The following is a 17,402-nucleotide window of genomic DNA, read 5'->3' as shown; positions in this document are numbered from 1 at the left end:
CTCTAGACCAAAAGCATTGAGGGGAAACGACGGGAGGAACAGGGTGGAGACCGGCATTACGAGGCACGGCTCGCCCGATGCGGCCGAAAGCCGCCTGCACCGCGGCACCAATCAAAGCGGCATGCGGGACCACAATGAGCGGCTGGTGCTGTCGCTGGTGCGCCAGCACGGCAGCCTGGCCAAATCCGACATCGCACGTATGACCGGCCTTTCGGCGCAGACAGTGTCAGTCATCATGCGCGAACTGGAGGAGGACGACCTGCTCGTCCGCCAGGCGCCGTTGCGCGGCAAGATCGGCCAGCCCTCGATACCCATGGCGCTCAATCCCGACGGCGCCTATTTCATCGGCCTGAAGATCGGCCGCCGCAGCGCCGAGTTGGTGCTGATCGATTTCCTCGGCAATGTGCGCTCTATGCTGCAGCATTCCTACCGCTATCCGGCGCCGCGCGAAACGGTGGAATTCGTCGCAAGCGGCATGAAGAAGATGCGCGGCGAACTCACCCCGGTGCAGGATAAACGCATTGCCGGGCTTGGCATCGCCATGCCGTTCGAATTGTGGAACTGGGCCGACACCGCCGGCGCACCGCGCGAAATCATGGACGAATGGCGCCATCGCGACATCCGCGCCGATATCCAGGCGCAATGCGAATTTCCAGTCTATCTGCAGAACGACGCCACCTCGGCCTGCGGCGCCGAACTCGTGTTCGGCCACGCGGCGGGTGCGGCACGCGATTTCGTCTATTTCTATATCGGTGCCTTTGCCGGCGGCGGCATCGTGCTGAACGGCCGGTTGTTTGGTGGCCCAACCGGCAATGCCGGCGCGCTGGGCTCGATGCCGGTGCCAGGGCCGGACGGCAAGCCGACGCAGTTGATCGACGTGGCGTCGATCGCCATGCTGGAAAAGGCGCTCAACGCGCGCGGCATCGAGGCCTCGCATCTGTGGACATCACCGGGGGACTGGGGCGAGATCGGCGCCGAGCTTGACGACTGGATCGCCAGCGCCTCGCAGGCGCTTGCCTATGCCATCGTTTCGGCCTCCTCCGTCATTGACTTCGATGCCGCGGTGATCGACGGATGGATGCCGCTTGCCGTGCGCAGGCGGCTTGTCGATGCCATTATCCAGGCCATCGGCCGGATCGACGGCGAGGGCCTGAGGCTGCCGGCCGTTCGCGAGGGAACCGTCGGCATCCATGCGCGGGCGCTGGGTGGCGCCAGCCTGCCGCTGTCGGAGCGCTTCCTCATCGGCTCGACCACGATTTCCCGGAGCTTCTGAGCATGCTGATCGGCATCCCGGCGCTGCTCGGCCCCGAGCTTCTGGCGATATTGCGCGCCATGGGCCATGGCGACGAGATCGCCTTGGTCGACGGCAACTACCCGGCCGAGCAGCAGGCACAGCGGCTGGTCCGCGCCGACGGTCATCATCTCGTCCCCGTGCTCGATGCGGTATTGAGCGTATTGCCGGTCGACGACGCCGTGCCGCAGGCGCTGTTTCGCGCCTCGGCCAAAGGCGATCCCCTGCTCGCCGATCCGGTTCACCATGAGATGGAAGCGATCTGCGCCAGGCGTGCGCCGGGCCGCAAGGTGGTTGCGCTTGCCGGTGCCGACTTCTATGCACGGGTCAAGGCCGCGCACGCGATCGTCGCGACGAGCGAGCCGCGGCTCTACGCCAACATCATCATTCGCAAGGGCGTGATCTATCCGCCGGAAAGCAAGACTTCATGATCCTCTGCTGCGGCGAAGCCCTGATCGACATGCTGCCGCGGACCACGACGGAGGGCGAGCCGGCCTTTGCCCCCTATGTCGGCGGTGCCGTCTTCAACTCGGCCATTGCGCTAGGCCGGCTCGGCGCGCCCGCTGCCTTTTTCTCCGGCCTGTCGTCGGATCTGTTCGGCGGCCAGCTCAGGGAGGCGCTGAAGGCCAGCAAGGTCAGTTCCACCTATGCGCACACCTCGCCGCGTCCGACTACTCTCGCCTTCGTGCGGCTCACCAACGGCCAGGCGACCTACACCTTCTACGACGAGAACACCGCCGGGCGCATGCTGACCATCGAGGACTTGCCGGAACTCGGCAGCGAGATCGAGGCCATGCTGTTCGGCGCCATCAGCCTGATCTCGGAGCCGGCCGGGTCGGCCTATGAAGAGTTCATGCGGCGCGAGCATGAGCGCCGCGTGATGATGCTCGACCCCAACATCCGGCCAAACTTCATTCCCGACAAGGCCAGGCACCTCAGGCGCATCCGCAGCATGATGGCGATGGCCGACGTCGTGAAACTGTCGGACGAGGATTTGAACTGGTTCGGCGAAGCCGGCTCGCATGAGGACGTCGTCCGCAACTGGCTGGATCGCGGCCCGAAGCTGATCGTCGTCACCCACGGCAGCGAAGGCGCGGTCGGTTACAGCAGCCAGCACCGGGTCACCGTCGTGCCGGACAAGGTCGAGGTGGTCGATACGGTCGGCGCCGGCGACACATTCAATGCCGGCATTCTTGCCTCCTTGCACGAACAGGGTCTGCTGTCGAAGACGGCAATCGCCAGTTTGCCGGAAGACGCCATCCACAAGGCGCTGACGCTCGGTGCCAAGGCGGCGGCGGTGACGGTATCGCGGGCCGGCGCCAACCCGCCATGGCGGCATGAAATCGCTTGACCGGCTGGTGCGCAGCCCATGGACCGCTCACCGACGATCACTTTATGTTTCGTCCAGCCTGGCGGGCGGGATGCGAAGCCTGTATCAGGCCGGCCGAAGCCCGGATTTCCCCGCGTTTAAGAGGGCAGATCGGAAATCAGAGGTAACAGGCTGCGACACTTGAGCAATTCAGGGTTGTTGCCCTGCGGCTTTCTCGGCCGTACCAAGTCTGCTACCAGCGGCCGGTTATCTGACTAAAACCGTTTGAGGCCGACATGCAGTTCATCGATCTTGGCGCGCAGCGCGAACGCATCCGCGACAGGCTGAAAGCGGCAATCGACCGGGTTGTCGACGAAGGCCGCTATATTCTCGGACCGCAGGTCACCGAATTCGAAAACAAGCTCGCCGCCTATATCGGCATCAAGCACGTGGTCGCTTGCGCCAACGGCACCGATGCGCTGCTGCTGCCGCTGTTTGCCGCCGGCATCGGCCCGGGCGACGCGGTGTTCGTGCCGAGCTTCACCTTCGCCGCCACGGCCGAAGTGGTGGCGCTGACCAAGGCCGAACCGGTGTTCGTCGATGTCGATGCCGACAGCTACAATATCGACATCGCCAGCCTCGAGGCGGCAATTGCCATGATCAAGGCGGAGGGCCGGCTGAGGCCGAAGGCAATCATTGCCGTCGACCTGTTCGGCCTCGCCGCCGATTACGAGGCGATCATGGCCATCGCCGATCGCGAAGGCCTGATGGTCATCGAGGATGCGGCGCAGGCGACCGGCGGCTCGGCTGACGGCAAGATGTGCGGCTCGTTCGGCACCGTGGGCTCGACCAGCTTCTATCCGGCAAAGCCGCTCGGCTGCTATGGCGACGGCGGTGCGATGTTCACCAATGACGATGCGCTGGCCGAACAGCTGCGCTCGTTCGCCTTTCACGGAAAGGGCGAAACGCAATACGACAATGTCCGCGTCGGCATCAATTCACGGCTCGACACGCTTCAGGCGGCGATCCTGATAGAGAAGCTGGCCATCCTCGAGGACGAGATGGTGGCGCGGCAAGCGGTCGCCAATCGCTATGCCGAAGGTCTCGGCGATATCGTCAAAGCGGCGCGCAATCTGGGCGGCGGCCGCTCGGCCTGGGCGCAATACGCCATCGAAACGCCGAAACGCGACGGGCTCAAGGCACATCTCGGTGAAAAGGACATTCCGTCGGTCATCTACTATGTGAAACCGCTGCACAGCCAGATTGCCTATCGCGATTATCCGCGCACGCCGACCGGCCTTGCCGTTTCGGAAGAGCTGCCGAAGCGCATCCTGTGCCTGCCGATGCATCCCTATCTGAGCGAGGCTGACCAGGACCGGATCATCGAAACGATCCGTAACTATATCGGCTCGAATTCGGCGCATGTAGCGGCGGCATAAATTCGAAAGCTTCGAAGCATGGTCGCGGAATACATCGACGAGTTCATCATGTTCTGCGCCGGGTTGTGGATGGCTGGCATCGGCTTCGGATTTCTCGCGGACCCGTTCCAAGCTCGCCCCGGCCAGCAGCAAGCATGGTGGACCAACTTTGGGACTCGCTTCAAATGGATGGGACCGCTGTTGATCCTCATCGCGATAGCGCTCGCATTCGCGGCACCTTCCTAGGCTGGCGTCCGACGGCAGCTCGGCACGGTCGGCCATCGTTGATCAACAACCGCCGATTCAAGCTTTGCGCGTCAAGGCAGGCGGTCATCGGCACCGATTTTGCGATGCTTTGCTGCGCGCCGCAGCATAGTCTGCACCTGGCTCCCCTTTAGGCTGGTTCTCATGAAGAAGATTGGTTTCCTCTCGTTCGGGCACTGGACGCCCTCGCCGCAATCGCAGACGCGGACGGCATCCGACGCGCTTTTGCAGTCCGTCGAGTTGGCGGTCGCGGCCGAGGAGCTGGGTGCGGACGGCGCGTATTTCCGCGTGCATCACTTCGCCCGCCAGCTCGCCTCGCCCTTCCCGCTGCTGGCGGCGGTCGGCGCAAAGACCAGCCGAATCGAGATCGGCACGGCGGTGATCGACATGCGCTATGAGAACCCGCTCTACATGGCCGAGGACGCCGGCGCCGCCGACCTAATCGCCGGAGGGCGTCTGCAGCTGGGCATCAGCCGAGGCTCGCCGGAGCAGGTGATCGAGGGATGGCGCTACTTCGGCTACGCCCCGCAAGAGGGCGAGAGCGATGCCGACATGGCCCGTGGACACACCGGAGTGCTGCTCGAAGTGTTGCTGGGCAAAGGCTTTGCGCAGCCCAACCCGCGGCCGATGTTTCCCAACCCGCCTGGCCTGCTTCGCGTCGAGCCGCACTCGGAGGGCCTGCGCGAGCGCATCTGGTGGGGCGCCGCCACAAACGCCACCGCCGAATGGGCGGCGAAACTGGGGATGAACCTGCAGAGCTCCACGCTCAAATTCGATGAAGGCGGAAAGCCGTTTCACGTCCAGCAGGCCGAACAGATCCGGGCTTTTCGTGAGGCCTGGAAGGCGGCCGGACACACGCGCGAGCCGCGGGTGTCGGTGAGCCGGAGCATTTTTGCGCTGGTCGACGATCGCGACCGAGCCTATTTCGGCGGCAACCAGAGCGGAGATCATTTCGGTTACATCGAGGCAGACAGACGCGCGGTGTTCGGCCGCTCCTATGCCGCCGAACCGGACGTCCTGATCGAGCAGCTAAAGGGCGACGAAGCCATCGCCGAGGCCGATACGCTGCTGCTTACCGTCCCCAACCAGCTCGGCGTCGAGTACAATGTCCATGCCATCGAGGCGATCCTGACCCATGTCGCTCCAGGCTTGAGTTGGCGCTGACGGGTTGTGTTAAGTAGGAACCTGCCTCTCTGCCCGGCTCAGGAGCCAAACAGGCGGCTATCCCAGTATACGGGTTGATGCAGGCTGGCCGTGATCAGGGAAAACTCCGGATGTGCCGGATTGATCAACACGTTGTTGTCGGGGCGAGCCACGACGCTTGGCACGATCAGGATCGCGCTGCGGCGCTCGACACACCATGTCTCACCGAATTCCTTGCTCACCGTTGCCGGCATCATATCCCATCCGGGCAACGACGGCTGAGAAAAGATTTCGTAGCTCAGCCCGCGCGGAAGCATGATCTGGACGTAAGGCTGGTTGGGCGGCAGTCTGCCGCTGCCGTGCACCAGCTTTTCCAGCAAGGCCGTTGAATAATGCTCGCTGGTGTAGATCAACGGGCTGCCGGGCGTGTTCCAGCGGCCAGGCGCTATCGTCGAGCCCGTCGCGTCGAAGATCGGATATGTGCCGGCTGGATCGCCGATCCTGAAGCACTGCAGCATGCGATCGAGTATCTGTGCCGTCAAGCAGCGGTGCCGTACTTCAGGCCTGCAAGGATATCGAGCACCAGTTCGGCGCCGATCTCGCTTTGAATGACCACGTCGATCGGGCGTCGGTCTTCCAGCATGGGATGAGACCGAAACAGAAAGTCACGAGCCTCACCTTCGATCTGCCAAACGTCGAGGGCCAGGTTCCATAGGCGCGCCACCCGCGCCACCCGCATGCCCTCTTCCGAAGAGAGTCGGAGAGCACCTCTCTTGCGGCGCTCATAAGTTGCCTTTGGGACGAGGCGATATTTGAATTGCGTATCGGCCGGTGCCAGCAATTGTGAGACGCGTTCAAGCGCACCCAACGGCAATCCGTCTTCGATTCGAGCCATCAGCCCGAATCGACCGTGCAGCCGTCTCCTTGGGCGGCAGCCCCAGCACATCGGCTATATTTCCAAATGCCATTAGCCTCAGGTGAGGCCAAGTGCAAGCATCCCCGTAGTCTCACGGCTGCTTCCCGTCGGCTCGTTTCAGCATCGCAAATGCGCGACTGATCCGTTGCAGGGCTGTGGCGTTGGCCAGCACTGCGTACAGCGCGAACCCACCCGCCAGAATCCAGGGCGAAGCCGCGCCCATCGCGGTCGCGACTCCGTCGGCGGCGAGCAGCACGCAAATGAACACCAGACGTTCCATCCGCTCGAAGAAATCCGGCCAACCGTGGTTTTTCACAGGGATTTCCAGCGCCGTCCGCGCCTTGGCGTAACTGGTGAGGATCCCGCCCGCGAATGCGAACATTGCGATCGCCCACAGATCGGCAACCCAGCCGATAGCCGCAAAGACGGCCAATTCCTGATAGCGGTCGACGACGGCGTCGAAATAGCCACCGGCCTTGGTGCTCATATTTGTCCGGCGGGCGACCGCACCGTCCAGCGCATCGAAGCTGAAGGCAAACGCCAGGCAAAGGCCAAAGGCAAGACTTGAATGATGAAACGCGTAGGCGGCCGAAGACAAAGCCACGAGCACCAGCCCGCTGGCCGTAACCTGGTTCGGCGTCATGCCGATCCCGATCAGCGGAGAGGCGGCCTGCTCCCATAGCGGGTCGATGCGACTTTTCATGAGACCGGCGATCATGGCGGCTCCTCTGATGATGTCGGTTGACGGGTTTACCAGCAATTTGCGGGTTTGTTCCACCGTCGCCACCGTTTCGGTTGGCCAATGCGGGCCGAGACCGGGCTCAGCAACGTTCTCAACTTGCCGCAAAAACGATCTCGTTTGGCGAATGGGGCCGGCGGATTAAGGTACTCGCCGAGCTGGCGGCGAAACAGAACTTCCAGTCGCTGCGACAGCTGCCCGACGGCATTTTCACGGTTTGGGCGATGCCCTTGTGAGGTGGTGCAAATCGAACAGCAGTCTGGCGGCAGCACCCGAACGATGTGACTATGATCGCTTGCGATCCGTGGGAAGCCGGCCGAAAATCGATGCATAAGTTTCCACCCAAGTTCGCCTACCTGCTCGCGACCTCTGTCGGCGCGGGATTATCTCCAATATGGCCGGGCACGGCCGGCGCAATGGTTGGAGTGGCTGTTGCCGCGGCTCTGATACCCGCATCACCTTGGCTGACGGTGCTTGCCTACGTGGCCCTGTTCGCCGTCGGCGTATGGGCGTCATCGTATGTTATCTCCCGTACCGGGACGGAGGATCCGCAGATCGTCGTCATTGATGAGACCTTCGGCGCGGCCCTAACCCTTTCCATGCTGCCCCTCGATCCGCTCTGGTGGGCAGCAGGCTTCCTTGCTTTCCGGTTTTTCGACGTCGTCAAGCCTTGGCCCATCCGTATCGCACATGACAAGGTAAGGGGTGGGGCCGGTATCATGGTGGACGATGCGGCTGCGGCTGTGGCCGCCGGGGTGCTGCTGCTCCTGCTGAACGGATTGATTGACCATTTGCCGTAATGGCGGCATTCGGCCTCACGGCCAAAGGCCAGCACGATGGTCCTTGCTAGTTTAGCGCCACAAGGGGAGGACTGGACTAATGCGAAGCTATAGGATCGCGGCCATTCCAGGCGATGGGATCGGCAAGGAAGTCGTAGCGGCCGGCCTTCGTGCGCTGGCCGCCTGCGCCACGCGCGACGGCGGTTTCAGTCTCGAGGTGCAGCATTTCGACTGGGGCTCGGACTACTACAAGTTCAACGGCGTGATGATGCCCAAGGACGGCACCGAGCGGCTGAAGGCCTTCGATGCGATCTATTTCGGCGCTGTCGGCGCGCCAGACGTGCCCGACCATCTGACGCTTTGGGGGTTGCGGCTCGCGATCTGCCAGCCCTTCGACCAGTACGCCAATGTCCGCCCGACCCGCATCCTGCCCGGTATCGAGAGCCCGCTTCGCGGCGTCACGGCAGGGGATCTCGACTGGGTCATCGTTCGGGAGAATTCGGAAGGCGAATACGCCGGCCAGGGCGGGCGCTCGCATCTCGGCCTGCCTGAGGAAATCGCGACCGAGGTCTCGATCTTCACCCGCGCCGGCGTGACGCGCATCATGCGCTTCGCCTTCGAGATGGCGCGGTCGCGGCCGCGAAAGCTGTTGACCGTGGTCACCAAGTCGAACGCCCAGCGTTACGGCATGGTGCTCTGGGACGACATCGCCCGTGAGGTCGCGGCCGATTTTCCTGATGTCGCATGGGACAAAATGCTGGTCGACGCGATGACAGTGCGCATGACGCTCAATCCGCGCTCGCTCGACACAATCGTCGCGACCAATCTTCACGCCGATATCCTGTCGGATCTTGCGGCCGCACTTGCCGGATCGATCGGCATTGCGCCGACTGCGAACGTCAACCCCGCGCGGCGGTTTCCGTCGATGTTCGAGCCGATCCACGGCTCGGCCTTCGACATCACCGGCAAGGGCATCGCCAATCCGGTCGGCACGTTCTGGTCGGCGGTGATGATGCTGGAGCATCTTGGCGAGCCGGCTGCCGCGGCGCGCCTGATGCGCGCCATCGAGCGCGTGACGGCGGACGCCTCACTGCACACGCCCGATCTCGGCGGAAGTGCCACCACCGATAAGGTCACCGAAGCGGTGTGCGCGGCCCTACTCGGCGACAACGAGTAGGAAAGGAGCAAGCGCCTGGCATCGTTGTCATTCCCAGTGATGGCATCGGCAAGCAAGTCATGCCCGAAGGCGGGAGGCATCCGCACTCGCCGCCGCTCACCGATGATGTTCGTGCGCCTCCGTGCGGAAACCGAGCCCATCAAGTGTTTCGATCAGCACCTGTACAGGATCAGGCACACCGTGCGTTGACCGCCACGCGACAAATCCGTCCGGTCTGACCAAGGCGGAACCGCCGCTTTTAACCCCGAGCACGGAAGGCCACCGATGGTCCAAGTCAAGCAGATCCCCATTCGCACCCAACGAGTGGCACGTCAGCGGCATCCCGAGGCGCTGGCTTACGGAGTCAGCGGCCTGACACCATGCTTCGTCGGCGCAGAGGAGAAGAAGATCGCGGTCGCACAAATCGAGACTCGAAATCCGCTGGCCGGCACGCCCGACCGCGAAATGCGGCAAACGCGTGCCGGGGCGGCCCGACAGCTCCGTGGATTTTTGGAATGGGTGATCGTCCGGTGTGGATTCCAGAGCCACGATGCCTGCAGCGTAGCGTTGGCCAAATACCACGTCGTAATCCTCGACGATCGCAACAGGAGGAGGCAACCGCTTCGACGGATCGTCGAACCATTTCTGTAGGCGGGCGAGCGCTTGCGCCAACGTAGCCTCGATGACCGGCCGGCGCTCCATGTCATAGCTATCCAGCAACGAGGGATCGGCATGCCCGCGTGCTACCATCGCAAGCTTCCAGGCAAGGTTATGGGCGTCGTGGATACCTGAATTGCCACCGAAAGCGCCTGTTGGGGGCATCACATGTGCGGCATCCCCCACAAGAAACGCGCGGCCTCGGCGGAATTGGCGCGCTGTGAGGGCGGCCACTTCCCAGGAGCGCGCATCGACAAGCCTCGTCGTGATGTCCGGCCGGCCCGCACCTCGTATGATCAGTTCCCTGCACTTGGCTTCATCAAAATCCTGTGGTTTCTCGCCCTTTTCGGGAAAGTACTGGAGCGCCAGAAGCCATCGTCCACCCTGTCTGGGCGTGAAGGTCCCGTTGAGGTCCGTCACGAAGCACGACGTGAAGCGCTTGCCGCCTATCGTCGGAGACATGTCCGTGTCAAAGACGACATTCATCCAGTGCTGAAGGCCGCCTGCCCCGCTGCGGCTGATCTCCAGCCTCTCTCGCAGGGAACCGTTCGCACCGTCCGCGACGATCAGATAGTCGGCCGAGATGACCTCCTTTGCGCAGGTCGCGATATCGCGAATTTCCGCGCGGACGACGGTCTCGTCCTGATCGAAAGTCACCAGCTCCGTGCTGAAACGCACGTCTGCACCGTTCCGCTCGGCGTAGCGGCGCAGAATCGGTTCCAGGACGTGCTGATCACACGTCGCTGGTTGCGTGGGGCTGAGGGCACTTGCATCCGGCCACGCCGGTCCGCCCCATTGAATCTGCGGATCGGCGAGATTCCTGGCGCGCGCAATAGCGCCTGCCTGCTGGTCCCCCGTCCGATTTGTACGAATCTCCTCCTCGAGGCCGAGGCTTCGGAATATCTCCATGCTGCGCGGGGAGATGCCGGCAAACTTGTACTGGATTGACGTGTCGGGATGACGCTCGACGAGGACACACGCAATGTCGTTGTGAGCCAAAAGGGCGGCCGCCGTCAGACCGTTCAGGCCGCCTCCGACGACGAGAACCGTAGTATTGGTCATCTCGGATCTCCTCTCATTGCTTTGACCACAAAAACATTTTGATTGATCAAATCATATGATTGGTCCAAGTATGTGTCAAGACACGAAGGAGCGTGGAATGAGACCGAGCCAAGATCGCTTGCAGCACGCCACCGAGGCATGGCGCCTGATGTTTGATTTCCTGATGCGGTCCGCGCCGGACCGGTTGGCGATCCAGCAGAAATTGGGCCTGACGCCCAACGACTCCCGCGCCCTCTTCACGCTCGACAAAGATGCGGGCAAGCCGATCGGCGCATTGGCTGCTCAATGGCAGTGCGATCCATCGACGGCGACCTGGCTGGTCGACCGGCTTGAGCAGGCGGGGCTCGCCGAACGGATTCCGTCGCCAGGCGATCGCCGTGTGAAGCTTGTCAAGCTCACACCCAAAGGTGCCGCAACCATCAAGGAATTGATGAAGGAATATCACAAACCCCCGCCCGAGATACTTGCGCTTCCACGCGCTGATCTGGATCAGTTGATCGGCCTCGTAAGAAAGTTACAGGCTGGCAAATCCGTGAGTTGATCCTATCCCGGAAAGGCACTGGCTAGGATCGGGTAGCGCCGCGTCACACTTTCCATGCTGCCGCTCGAGCCGCTCTGGTGGTCGGCAGGTTCCTTGCTTTCCTGTTTTTTTGACGTGGTCAAACCTTGGCCCATCCTATCGCGCATGAGAAGGTAAGGGGTGGGTTCGGCATCATCTGGACGACGCAGCGGCGGCCGTGGCCGCCTGGATGCTGCTGCTGCTGAAGAAGACCATTTGAGCGTTGTTGCAATGGCGACATCAGTCTCGTTGCGTCTCTACTTTCAGCATCACGCCTCTTCCAGTCTGCGTACACGAGCCCTGACCCCATTGCCGATGGCATCAGCGACTTCCGCAGGAAAATCCTTTGGGAGCGATGCAGAAACCAGTTCGACCGCCGCTAGCGCCTGTTGGCGCAGCTCATCAAAGATCGCCTTGACGGGTTTCGGACCGATCCCTGCTTTGGCGGCGGTCTGGATAAAATGGCGTGGCATGACGCTGTCGACGAGGTAGTGGCGTGTGTCACCAATAGCCATCGCCAGTTTCATTTTGTTGCGCTTGATCTGTCCCGCATCAAGGCTGGGCTGCGCTGAAATCACATCATAGAGCGGCGTTATGCGGAACCGGCCGCCGGGGGAAAGAAAGACGCTAAAATTCTTGGCGTGCCCATCTGTGGCGCCGAGAAGCCAAAAGGCAACCACGGCCTTTAAAACCGCAGCCTGGTCTACCTCCGGTTGGTCGCTTCCCTTCATCAAATTGAGGATAGCCGGAACGCCAGGCCCGCCGTCGGATTCGTATTTCAGTGACGGCGGCACAGAAAGGGCCTGGCAGCAGTCTTCCTGGGGCAAACGCAGGAGACGATTGTCACTGGTCCATCGGCGATCGAACCGCTCGACCGCGAGCACGCGATTGCCTTCGAACTCCTCGATTGCGACGACGGCGCTCGGGAGCCCTAGGGCGGTTGTCAGCTTGAGGCAGAAAAATTCGTTCTCGACGCTGAAGGAAAGATCGATGCCATTTGGCAACCGTCCAATCTGTGGTTTGAGGATGTGCGTCGTGGCAGTCGTCGCCAGCGGCTTGTACCAACGTCCTTTCCAGAACAAGAGCGCAGTCTTTTCCTGAGCGCCAGCGATCGAGATCCGGAAGTCCTCGTCCTCGCCAAGCCCAAGGGGAGCCGATGCCAGATCGAGGAGAAGACGAGCAATCTCGGTATCGTCAACGGGTTTGCCGTTGACAATACCGGCGGGGCCTGGCTCGACACCATCCGGCAGGAATTGCAATGCGCCGACACAATCGCGCCCGACAGCGGCAAGCAGGTCGTAAGCGTCTATTCCTTGAGCATGAACACGCTCCGCCATACGGCGGCGAATGGGGACGTTGTCGGGCAGGAGATTGTCGAAGACGGCGATGACGGGCGCACCGATATAACGATCTTCACGCAGAGGCAGTGATAGCGAGACGGGCAGCGCGTGCTCCCAAGCAAGCCAGGACAGATCGTACTGAAAATCGATCGCGCCGCTGGATTGTCTATTCAGCCGCCCGACGAGACGGCTGTTCAAGAAGACATTTAGCGGGATGTGCTGCCGCGGACGAGCCATCAGAAGATGTCCTCGATCTCAGCCGGCTTTGCCTTGGTCCGAGGGCGGACGACGAATTCGAGGTCGAGCGCTGCGAGAATATCGCAAAGCGTTCCGAGCTGGGTCCCAGGCGCGCCACTCTCGACGGCCGAGATGGTCGCCTGACGCAGCATCGTTTGGTCCCCGACATTGGTCTGGTTGAGGCGGAGCTTGCGACGCTGCCGGCGGACGGCATCTCCAATTTGCTTGGGTGTTCGGGCGATTTGGTCCACAGCATACCTCTCTAGCCATGGTATTATACGCTCGCGCAGATAAATTTCAATATACGCTTTTCCGTATCGAATTTTGTATACTTTGAGGCGTATAAGCAGCAATATGGTCGGCGTATGATCTTCGATCCGCATGGACCGTCACCGCCATGCTTTCAGCTTGTCCGGCCGCCGCCGGCCAATGTGACCGAAGCGAATAGCCGGCATGCTCATAAAGCTCCAAGGCAAAGTGAGGTCAGTCCTAGCAGACTGCGGCAACGGATCGGTTTTTCAAACGGATCTTGCGGCACTCACCCAATCGAGGCGTGCGGCAGGGACAAGGCCATAATTGTAAAAATTGATGCCGTCGACATCCGGCGCCATCGCAGCTTTGACCTTGGCGGTGAGGATGTCGGGGCCGGCCATTTCCGGATAGAACAGCCGGTAGCCGGCGCCGAGGAACTTTTTCACGCCAAGGGCTGCGCGTCCGGCCGCCATCAGGCTGGCGACATCGCCGGGCTGCATGTCGTAGGCACACAGGATTGCCCCGTCACAGACCTTGCCGAGCGCCGCGAGATCGCAGCCGCCAAGCCAACCGTCTTTCAAATCGATGATGACAACGCGGGTCGCCGGATTGGCCACCTCGCGCAGTTCGGCGACCAGGCTGGTCACCGGTTCGAACCGCCACAGCAGGTAGCCATGGAGTTCCGGCCATGGCAAAAAAGTGTCGAGGCCGCTCCCCGGAAAGTCTGGAAAGCGCCGTTCGGGCACGGCGCGCTCGCAGGTCTCGACGATCCATTGCCCGACGAGCTTGCGCGCTACTTCGCCGTCGACGCCGGCCTCGGCCGCGCGCGCAAGGCAGGACGGGCAGAAACATATCGACAACAGAAAATCGTCTTCCGGCATCAGCCCGACACCGTCTTTCTCATGATGGTATTCGTGGGCGAAGCCCATGAAGGACGGGCTTTCAAGCTCGATCCGGTCCGGCCTGTAGCTGTGCGAGATATCGGCGATCAGCGCGCGGACATAAGCGCGCGCTTCCGGATGTGATGGGCAGAGATTGTAGTAGTTGGCATCGCCGAAGGCGTTGCGGGTTGCGGCCTGCGGATGAAGCATGCCGAGCCGGGTGTTGTGCAAGCAGACCGTCCAACACGAAACGCCGAGCCCGCCCACCTCGCGCCGGCGGACAAGGTCGCCAAGCACATCGCCGCCTTCCATGATCACCTTCGCCACCTTGGGCTGGATGGCTAGGTCGGCCCAGTGTGCCGCATCTGGCTTGAAATAGATGGTTCCGTCTTCCGGAAAATAGGCTTTCCGGCGCGGGCTGCGCGGCTGCAGAAACCGGCCAGCGTGATAGGAAGTCGCCAGACTGATCATGTTGAGCCCGGCACGCTCGACAAGATCGCGCTCGACCATCTCCAAGCCCAGATCCTGGACATCCCAAGGATAGGTCCACATCGACAGTTGCATCCGGTTATCCTCAGTCTTGATCCTGATCTGGGCGTATGGTCGGGAGGGCTTCTTATCAGTCGACCGGCTCGGCGACCTGCATGAGGCAGTCTCCCGCCTCGCACATCGTGTGCAGCCGGCGCGAAAGCACAATGCCGCTTTCGAGGAAGCGCAGGGCTTGCTCGGCGAGGTCGAGTCGTTCGAGGTCGTGGTACCAGCCCGCCAGTTGGCCTGAACTCACGCTGTCGCCCAGCCTGACTGCCGGCTCGAACCAACCACGGCTTGTGGCATAAAGGCCCTGACTGTGCCGAGACAACGAAAGAAGCCGCGTCGGCGCCGAAGGCCCGGTTGCCGGTGCAAGAACCGGCGCTTCAACCACTCCCAAGGCGGCCATCAGGGCGTCGAGTGCGCGGGCGGCAATCTCCATCGTATCGACCGTGACAGTGCCACCGCCGCCGAACTCTCCGCTGACGCCGATGGCGCCGGCCCGGCGCGCCGCACCCATGGAGGTCGGTGAGGCCTGGCCGTTGTCGGCCACGAACCCATAGGGCATGCTGAGCGTCCGCAGTAGCTCCACACCGCGCCGGTGCCGGTCGGGATCGGTATTGTGCTCGACAAGCGCGGTCGGCAGATGCTCCATCGAGGTGCCGCCAGAATGAATGTCGAAGATGACGTCGTGGCGGGGAAACAGTTCCATCTCCAGGAAATTGGCAAGCCGGCTTGTTGGCGTGCCTGACGGGTCGCCCGGAAAGGCGCGGTTGAGATTGCCGCCGTCGAGTGGCGAGCAGCGCTTTGCGGCGATCACCGCTGGCACGTTCGCCATCGGCAGGATGGTGACGCGACCCTTGATCTGCTTGGGATCGAGCCGGCGCACCAGCTTTGCCAGCGACAGCTCGCCTTCATATTCGTCGCCGTGATTGCCGGCCATCAGAAGCACCGACGGGCCTTCGCCGTTGCGGACAAGGCAGATCGGGACCTTGACCTGGAAATAGGGCGAACGGTCGATCGAAAACGGAATGCTGAGATGGCCGAGTGTCTTGCCGTCCCGGTCGAAGTCGAGCGTATGGCTGAGGCCGGTGTGCATGGCGGCGGCTCAGACAGCTGCGATCGCAGTGACCTCTATGCGGAGGTCGGGATCGGCGAGACGCGCCTCGACACAGGCGCGCGCCGGCAGGCGCGCAGGATCCACCCAGGCATCGTAGATGCTGTTCATGGCATCGAAGTCGGCGATCTGCGGCAGGAAGATGTTGATCGCCACTAGCCTCGACTTACTGCTGCCGGCCTCAACAAGGAGCGCCTCGACCTTGGAGAGCACGTCGCTCGTCTGACCCTCGATGCCGGCCTTGCGGTCGTCTGCCACCTGGCCTGCGATGTGCACGAGGCCGCCATAGACGACCGCCTGAGACATGCGGGAGCCGGCCTGGAAGTACTTGATCATATCAGATCCTTTCGAGGTTCTCTTTTTTGGAAGTGGCCGCGATATCTGCTCAGCCGAAATAGGTAGGAAAGGCGTGGCGGACATACCCGGCCGCGTCGGCGCCGAAGATCACGCGATAGCGATCGAGGCAGGTGCAGGGGTGCGAGATGCCGAATTCAACGACGTCACCAACGGCAATATCGTCGCCCGACGCAATTGTCAGGAAGGCGTGCTGGTCGTTGAGCTTAAAGACCTCGGCACGCGCTTTCGGCAGCTGCTTGCCGGCACGAAAGATGGTCACGACCTTCGGAAAACCCTGGTCGAACGACACGTCGCGCATGCCCATACCGCAGATAGCAAGGCCGGGCTCCGGCCGCGACAGTACCTCGGCCCAAACACGTAAAGCCGGATGGAAGGAATTTCGTGCGGAAGCACCGACGCCGCCGATCGCAAAACCGTCGCGGGCATCGAGTGCGCCGAGCGACCTGTCGTAGACGCCATGGTCGTGAAAGAAGATGGCGCCGCTGCGCAGCACCAACGTGGCATTGCCGTCCCTGGAGACGAGGGGCGAAAGCGCTGCGACCACCTTGTCGAAGTACACCGAGCCGCCGGCGGTGGCGATCAGCGGGGTGTCGCCGCCGACGCGGGCGCGGAGCCGCAGGAACATATCGGCTGTCATTGCCAACAGCGCGGATATCGCCTCATCGGTACGGCCAGGATCGGCTTGCGCCGCGGCACCTTCGTAGGCTGCGACGCCGGCGATCAGCAGCCGCCCTCCGGCAGCTACAACCGCGTCGGCGATCGCCTCGGCTTCGCCGGTGGTCCGGGCGCCTGCCCTCCCCGCACCAAGTTCGACGAGCACGCGCAATGGCGGCAGCGTCGCATTGGCGCGCCAAGCTTCAGCAAGCGCATTCACGGCGTCGAAAGAGTCGGCAAAAACGTAGAACTCGGCGCTTGGCCAGGCGCCAACAAGGACAGCAAGTCGGTTCGCACCACCTGGTCCGCCGACCTCGTTGGCGATGATCAGCCGAGAGAGCCCGGATCTGAGCATCACTGTGGCCTGCCTTATGTCGGCGACGGTCGTGCCCCATGCTCCGGCCTCGACCAGGGACCGGGCAAGGTCCGGCGCCATCGGGGTCTTGGCATGCGGGGCGATCACGGCGCCCTGTTCTCGCGCATACCCCAAGAACAGGTCACGATTGGCGATGAAGGCCTCCTCGTCGAGGGTCAACACCGGCAACGACATACGTCCATGCGCTGGATGCCAGCGCTCAGATGCGACAAAGCTGCTGTCCAGGCCGAGGGTGCCAGGCGGAACGCCGCGGATACGATCGTCGAGCAGGAAATTTTCACGGGTCGCGAGCGACAGTACGGGTGAGTTTTCGGTCATCCGATGCTAGTCCTTTCGCTTTCGCAGGATGAAGTCCGGATCGATTTCC

At 62.4% G+C, this 17,402-nt stretch carries 19 protein-coding genes and 1 pseudogene; 10 read left to right on the top strand and 10 right to left on the bottom strand.

Translation table 11 applies throughout. The features are described 5' to 3' along the window. Positions 1-43: 43 nt before the first annotated feature. From NKH04_RS16905 to NKH04_RS16880, 6 genes are all read left to right on the top strand, one after another. Complete coding sequence (locus tag NKH04_RS16905; RefSeq protein WP_352972291.1) at positions 44-1,273, top strand: ROK family transcriptional regulator; 1,230 nt, start codon at positions 44-46, stop codon at positions 1,271-1,273. Between the two features lie 2 nt (positions 1,274-1,275). Further along, entirely contained in the window at positions 1,276-1,722 is a 447-nt protein-coding gene (locus NKH04_RS16900) for an RbsD/FucU family protein (protein ID WP_352449103.1), read from the top strand. Continuing rightward, positions 1,719-2,642: a carbohydrate kinase family protein gene (locus NKH04_RS16895; protein ID WP_352449104.1), complete on the top strand. Its 924-nt coding sequence runs from the start codon at positions 1,719-1,721 to the stop codon at positions 2,640-2,642. Before NKH04_RS16900 ends, NKH04_RS16895 begins: the two co-directional genes overlap by 4 nt. A 254-nt stretch (positions 2,643-2,896) precedes the next feature. After that, positions 2,897-4,039 carry a DegT/DnrJ/EryC1/StrS family aminotransferase gene (locus NKH04_RS16890; protein ID WP_353044623.1) on the top strand — a complete coding sequence of 381 codons (1,143 nt, stop codon included), beginning with the start codon at positions 2,897-2,899 and terminating at the stop codon, positions 4,037-4,039. 18 nt (positions 4,040-4,057) lie between these two features. Continuing rightward, positions 4,058-4,264 (top strand): hypothetical protein, encoded by a 207-nt coding sequence (locus NKH04_RS16885; RefSeq protein ID WP_352470946.1) that lies wholly within the window; start codon positions 4,058-4,060, stop codon positions 4,262-4,264. A 162-nt stretch (positions 4,265-4,426) separates the two neighbouring features. Further along, entirely contained in the window at positions 4,427-5,446 is a 1,020-nt protein-coding gene (locus NKH04_RS16880; protein ID WP_353044622.1) for an LLM class flavin-dependent oxidoreductase, read from the top strand. Positions 5,447-5,484: 38 nt separating this feature from the next. On the opposite strand, the gene NKH04_RS16875 is transcribed toward NKH04_RS16880, so the two are convergent. From NKH04_RS16875 to NKH04_RS16865, 3 genes and pseudogenes are all read right to left on the bottom strand, one after another. Beyond that, entirely contained in the window at positions 5,485-5,967 is a 483-nt protein-coding gene (locus tag NKH04_RS16875; RefSeq protein ID WP_352503465.1) for an RES family NAD+ phosphorylase, read from the bottom strand. Next, positions 5,964-6,393 (bottom strand): annotated as a pseudogene (locus tag NKH04_RS16870) (antitoxin Xre-like helix-turn-helix domain-containing protein). Before NKH04_RS16870 ends, NKH04_RS16875 begins: the two are co-directional and overlap by 4 nt. Before the next feature lie 39 nt (positions 6,394-6,432). Next, positions 6,433-7,128 carry a CDP-alcohol phosphatidyltransferase family protein gene (locus tag NKH04_RS16865; RefSeq protein ID WP_353044621.1) on the bottom strand — a complete coding sequence of 232 codons (696 nt, stop codon included), beginning with the start codon at positions 7,126-7,128 and terminating at the stop codon, positions 6,433-6,435. An 8-nt stretch (positions 7,129-7,136) separates the two neighbouring features. Between NKH04_RS16865 and NKH04_RS16860 the strand changes: the two genes are divergently transcribed. From NKH04_RS16860 to NKH04_RS16850, 3 genes are all read left to right on the top strand, one after another. After that, positions 7,137-7,316, top strand: a complete 180-nt coding sequence (locus NKH04_RS16860) for a hypothetical protein (protein ID WP_353044620.1) — start codon at positions 7,137-7,139, stop codon at positions 7,314-7,316. A gap of 90 nt (positions 7,317-7,406) precedes the next feature. Beyond that, positions 7,407-7,880, top strand: coding sequence for a phosphatidylglycerophosphatase A family protein (locus NKH04_RS16855; protein WP_353044619.1), 474 nt, complete (start codon positions 7,407-7,409; stop codon positions 7,878-7,880). A 79-nt stretch (positions 7,881-7,959) separates the two neighbouring features. Then, positions 7,960-9,036 carry a tartrate dehydrogenase gene (locus tag NKH04_RS16850; protein ID WP_353044618.1) on the top strand — a complete coding sequence of 359 codons (1,077 nt, stop codon included), beginning with the start codon at positions 7,960-7,962 and terminating at the stop codon, positions 9,034-9,036. 96 nt (positions 9,037-9,132) lie between these two features. On the opposite strand, the gene NKH04_RS16845 is transcribed toward NKH04_RS16850, so the two are convergent. Next, on the bottom strand, positions 9,133-10,734 hold the full coding sequence (locus NKH04_RS16845) for an FAD-dependent monooxygenase (protein WP_353044617.1): 1,602 nt from the start codon (positions 10,732-10,734) through the stop codon (positions 9,133-9,135). A gap of 97 nt (positions 10,735-10,831) precedes the next feature. Here NKH04_RS16845 and NKH04_RS16840 point away from each other — a divergent pair, with 97 nt between their 5' ends. Next, a complete protein-coding gene (locus NKH04_RS16840; RefSeq protein ID WP_352470937.1) occupies positions 10,832-11,275 on the top strand; it encodes a MarR family winged helix-turn-helix transcriptional regulator in 444 nt (147 codons plus the stop codon). A 287-nt stretch (positions 11,276-11,562) separates the two neighbouring features. Here the strand turns inward: NKH04_RS16840 and NKH04_RS16835 are convergent, their stop codons facing one another. The 6 genes from NKH04_RS16835 to NKH04_RS16810 form a co-directional block, all read right to left on the bottom strand. Then, positions 11,563-12,870, bottom strand: coding sequence for a type II toxin-antitoxin system HipA family toxin (locus NKH04_RS16835; protein WP_353044616.1), 1,308 nt, complete (start codon positions 12,868-12,870; stop codon positions 11,563-11,565). After that, positions 12,870-13,253: a helix-turn-helix domain-containing protein gene (locus NKH04_RS16830; RefSeq protein WP_502913405.1), complete on the bottom strand. Its 384-nt coding sequence runs from the start codon at positions 13,251-13,253 to the stop codon at positions 12,870-12,872. Before NKH04_RS16830 ends, NKH04_RS16835 begins: the two co-directional genes overlap by 1 nt. A 135-nt stretch (positions 13,254-13,388) precedes the next feature. Continuing rightward, positions 13,389-14,567, bottom strand: a complete 1,179-nt coding sequence (locus tag NKH04_RS16825; protein WP_353044615.1) for a hypothetical protein — start codon at positions 14,565-14,567, stop codon at positions 13,389-13,391. A gap of 55 nt (positions 14,568-14,622) precedes the next feature. Further along, the gene (locus tag NKH04_RS16820; RefSeq protein WP_353044614.1) at positions 14,623-15,630 is read right to left on the bottom strand and encodes a succinylglutamate desuccinylase/aspartoacylase family protein; all 1,008 of its coding nucleotides are present in this window, start codon (positions 15,628-15,630) and stop codon (positions 14,623-14,625) included. A gap of 9 nt (positions 15,631-15,639) precedes the next feature. Beyond that, a complete protein-coding gene (locus tag NKH04_RS16815; RefSeq protein ID WP_353044613.1) occupies positions 15,640-15,984 on the bottom strand; it encodes a RidA family protein in 345 nt (114 codons plus the stop codon). Between the two features lie 49 nt (positions 15,985-16,033). Beyond that, positions 16,034-17,353, bottom strand: coding sequence for a type III PLP-dependent enzyme domain-containing protein (locus NKH04_RS16810; RefSeq protein WP_353044612.1), 1,320 nt, complete (start codon positions 17,351-17,353; stop codon positions 16,034-16,036). Between the last annotated feature and the right edge of the window lie 49 nt (positions 17,354-17,402).

The organism is Mesorhizobium sp. M1365, from assembly GCF_040317865.1.
Lineage (GTDB): Bacteria > Pseudomonadota > Alphaproteobacteria > Rhizobiales > Rhizobiaceae > Mesorhizobium.
Note: the sequence above shows the minus strand (reverse complement) of the source record. Positions and strands in the feature narration are given on the sequence as shown.

Bases quoted from the DNA above. Each gene is read 5' to 3' on its own strand.
- NKH04_RS16890 (WP_353044623.1), top strand. From the start codon at position 2,897: ATGCAGTTCATCGATCTTGGCGCGCAGCGCGAACGCATCCGCGACAGG.
- NKH04_RS16840 (WP_352470937.1), top strand. From the start codon at position 10,832: ATGAGACCGAGCCAAGATCGCTTGCAGCACGCCACCGAGGCATGGCGC.
- NKH04_RS16815 (WP_353044613.1), bottom strand. From the start codon at position 15,984: ATGATCAAGTACTTCCAGGCCGGCTCCCGCATGTCTCAGGCGGTCGTC.
- NKH04_RS16855 (WP_353044619.1), top strand. From the start codon at position 7,407: ATGCATAAGTTTCCACCCAAGTTCGCCTACCTGCTCGCGACCTCTGTC.
- NKH04_RS16835 (WP_353044616.1), bottom strand. From the start codon at position 12,870: ATGGCTCGTCCGCGGCAGCACATCCCGCTAAATGTCTTCTTGAACAGC.
- NKH04_RS16895 (WP_352449104.1), top strand. From the start codon at position 1,719: ATGATCCTCTGCTGCGGCGAAGCCCTGATCGACATGCTGCCGCGGACC.
- NKH04_RS16880 (WP_353044622.1), top strand. From the start codon at position 4,427: ATGAAGAAGATTGGTTTCCTCTCGTTCGGGCACTGGACGCCCTCGCCG.
- NKH04_RS16885 (WP_352470946.1), top strand. From the start codon at position 4,058: ATGGTCGCGGAATACATCGACGAGTTCATCATGTTCTGCGCCGGGTTG.
- NKH04_RS16830 (WP_502913405.1), bottom strand. From the start codon at position 13,253: ATGCGGATCGAAGATCATACGCCGACCATATTGCTGCTTATACGCCTC.
- NKH04_RS16810 (WP_353044612.1), bottom strand. From the start codon at position 17,353: ATGACCGAAAACTCACCCGTACTGTCGCTCGCGACCCGTGAAAATTTC.
- NKH04_RS16820 (WP_353044614.1), bottom strand. From the start codon at position 15,630: ATGCACACCGGCCTCAGCCATACGCTCGACTTCGACCGGGACGGCAAG.
- NKH04_RS16845 (WP_353044617.1), bottom strand. From the start codon at position 10,734: ATGACCAATACTACGGTTCTCGTCGTCGGAGGCGGCCTGAACGGTCTG.
- NKH04_RS16825 (WP_353044615.1), bottom strand. From the start codon at position 14,567: ATGCAACTGTCGATGTGGACCTATCCTTGGGATGTCCAGGATCTGGGC.
- NKH04_RS16850 (WP_353044618.1), top strand. From the start codon at position 7,960: ATGCGAAGCTATAGGATCGCGGCCATTCCAGGCGATGGGATCGGCAAG.
- NKH04_RS16900 (WP_352449103.1), top strand. From the start codon at position 1,276: ATGCTGATCGGCATCCCGGCGCTGCTCGGCCCCGAGCTTCTGGCGATA.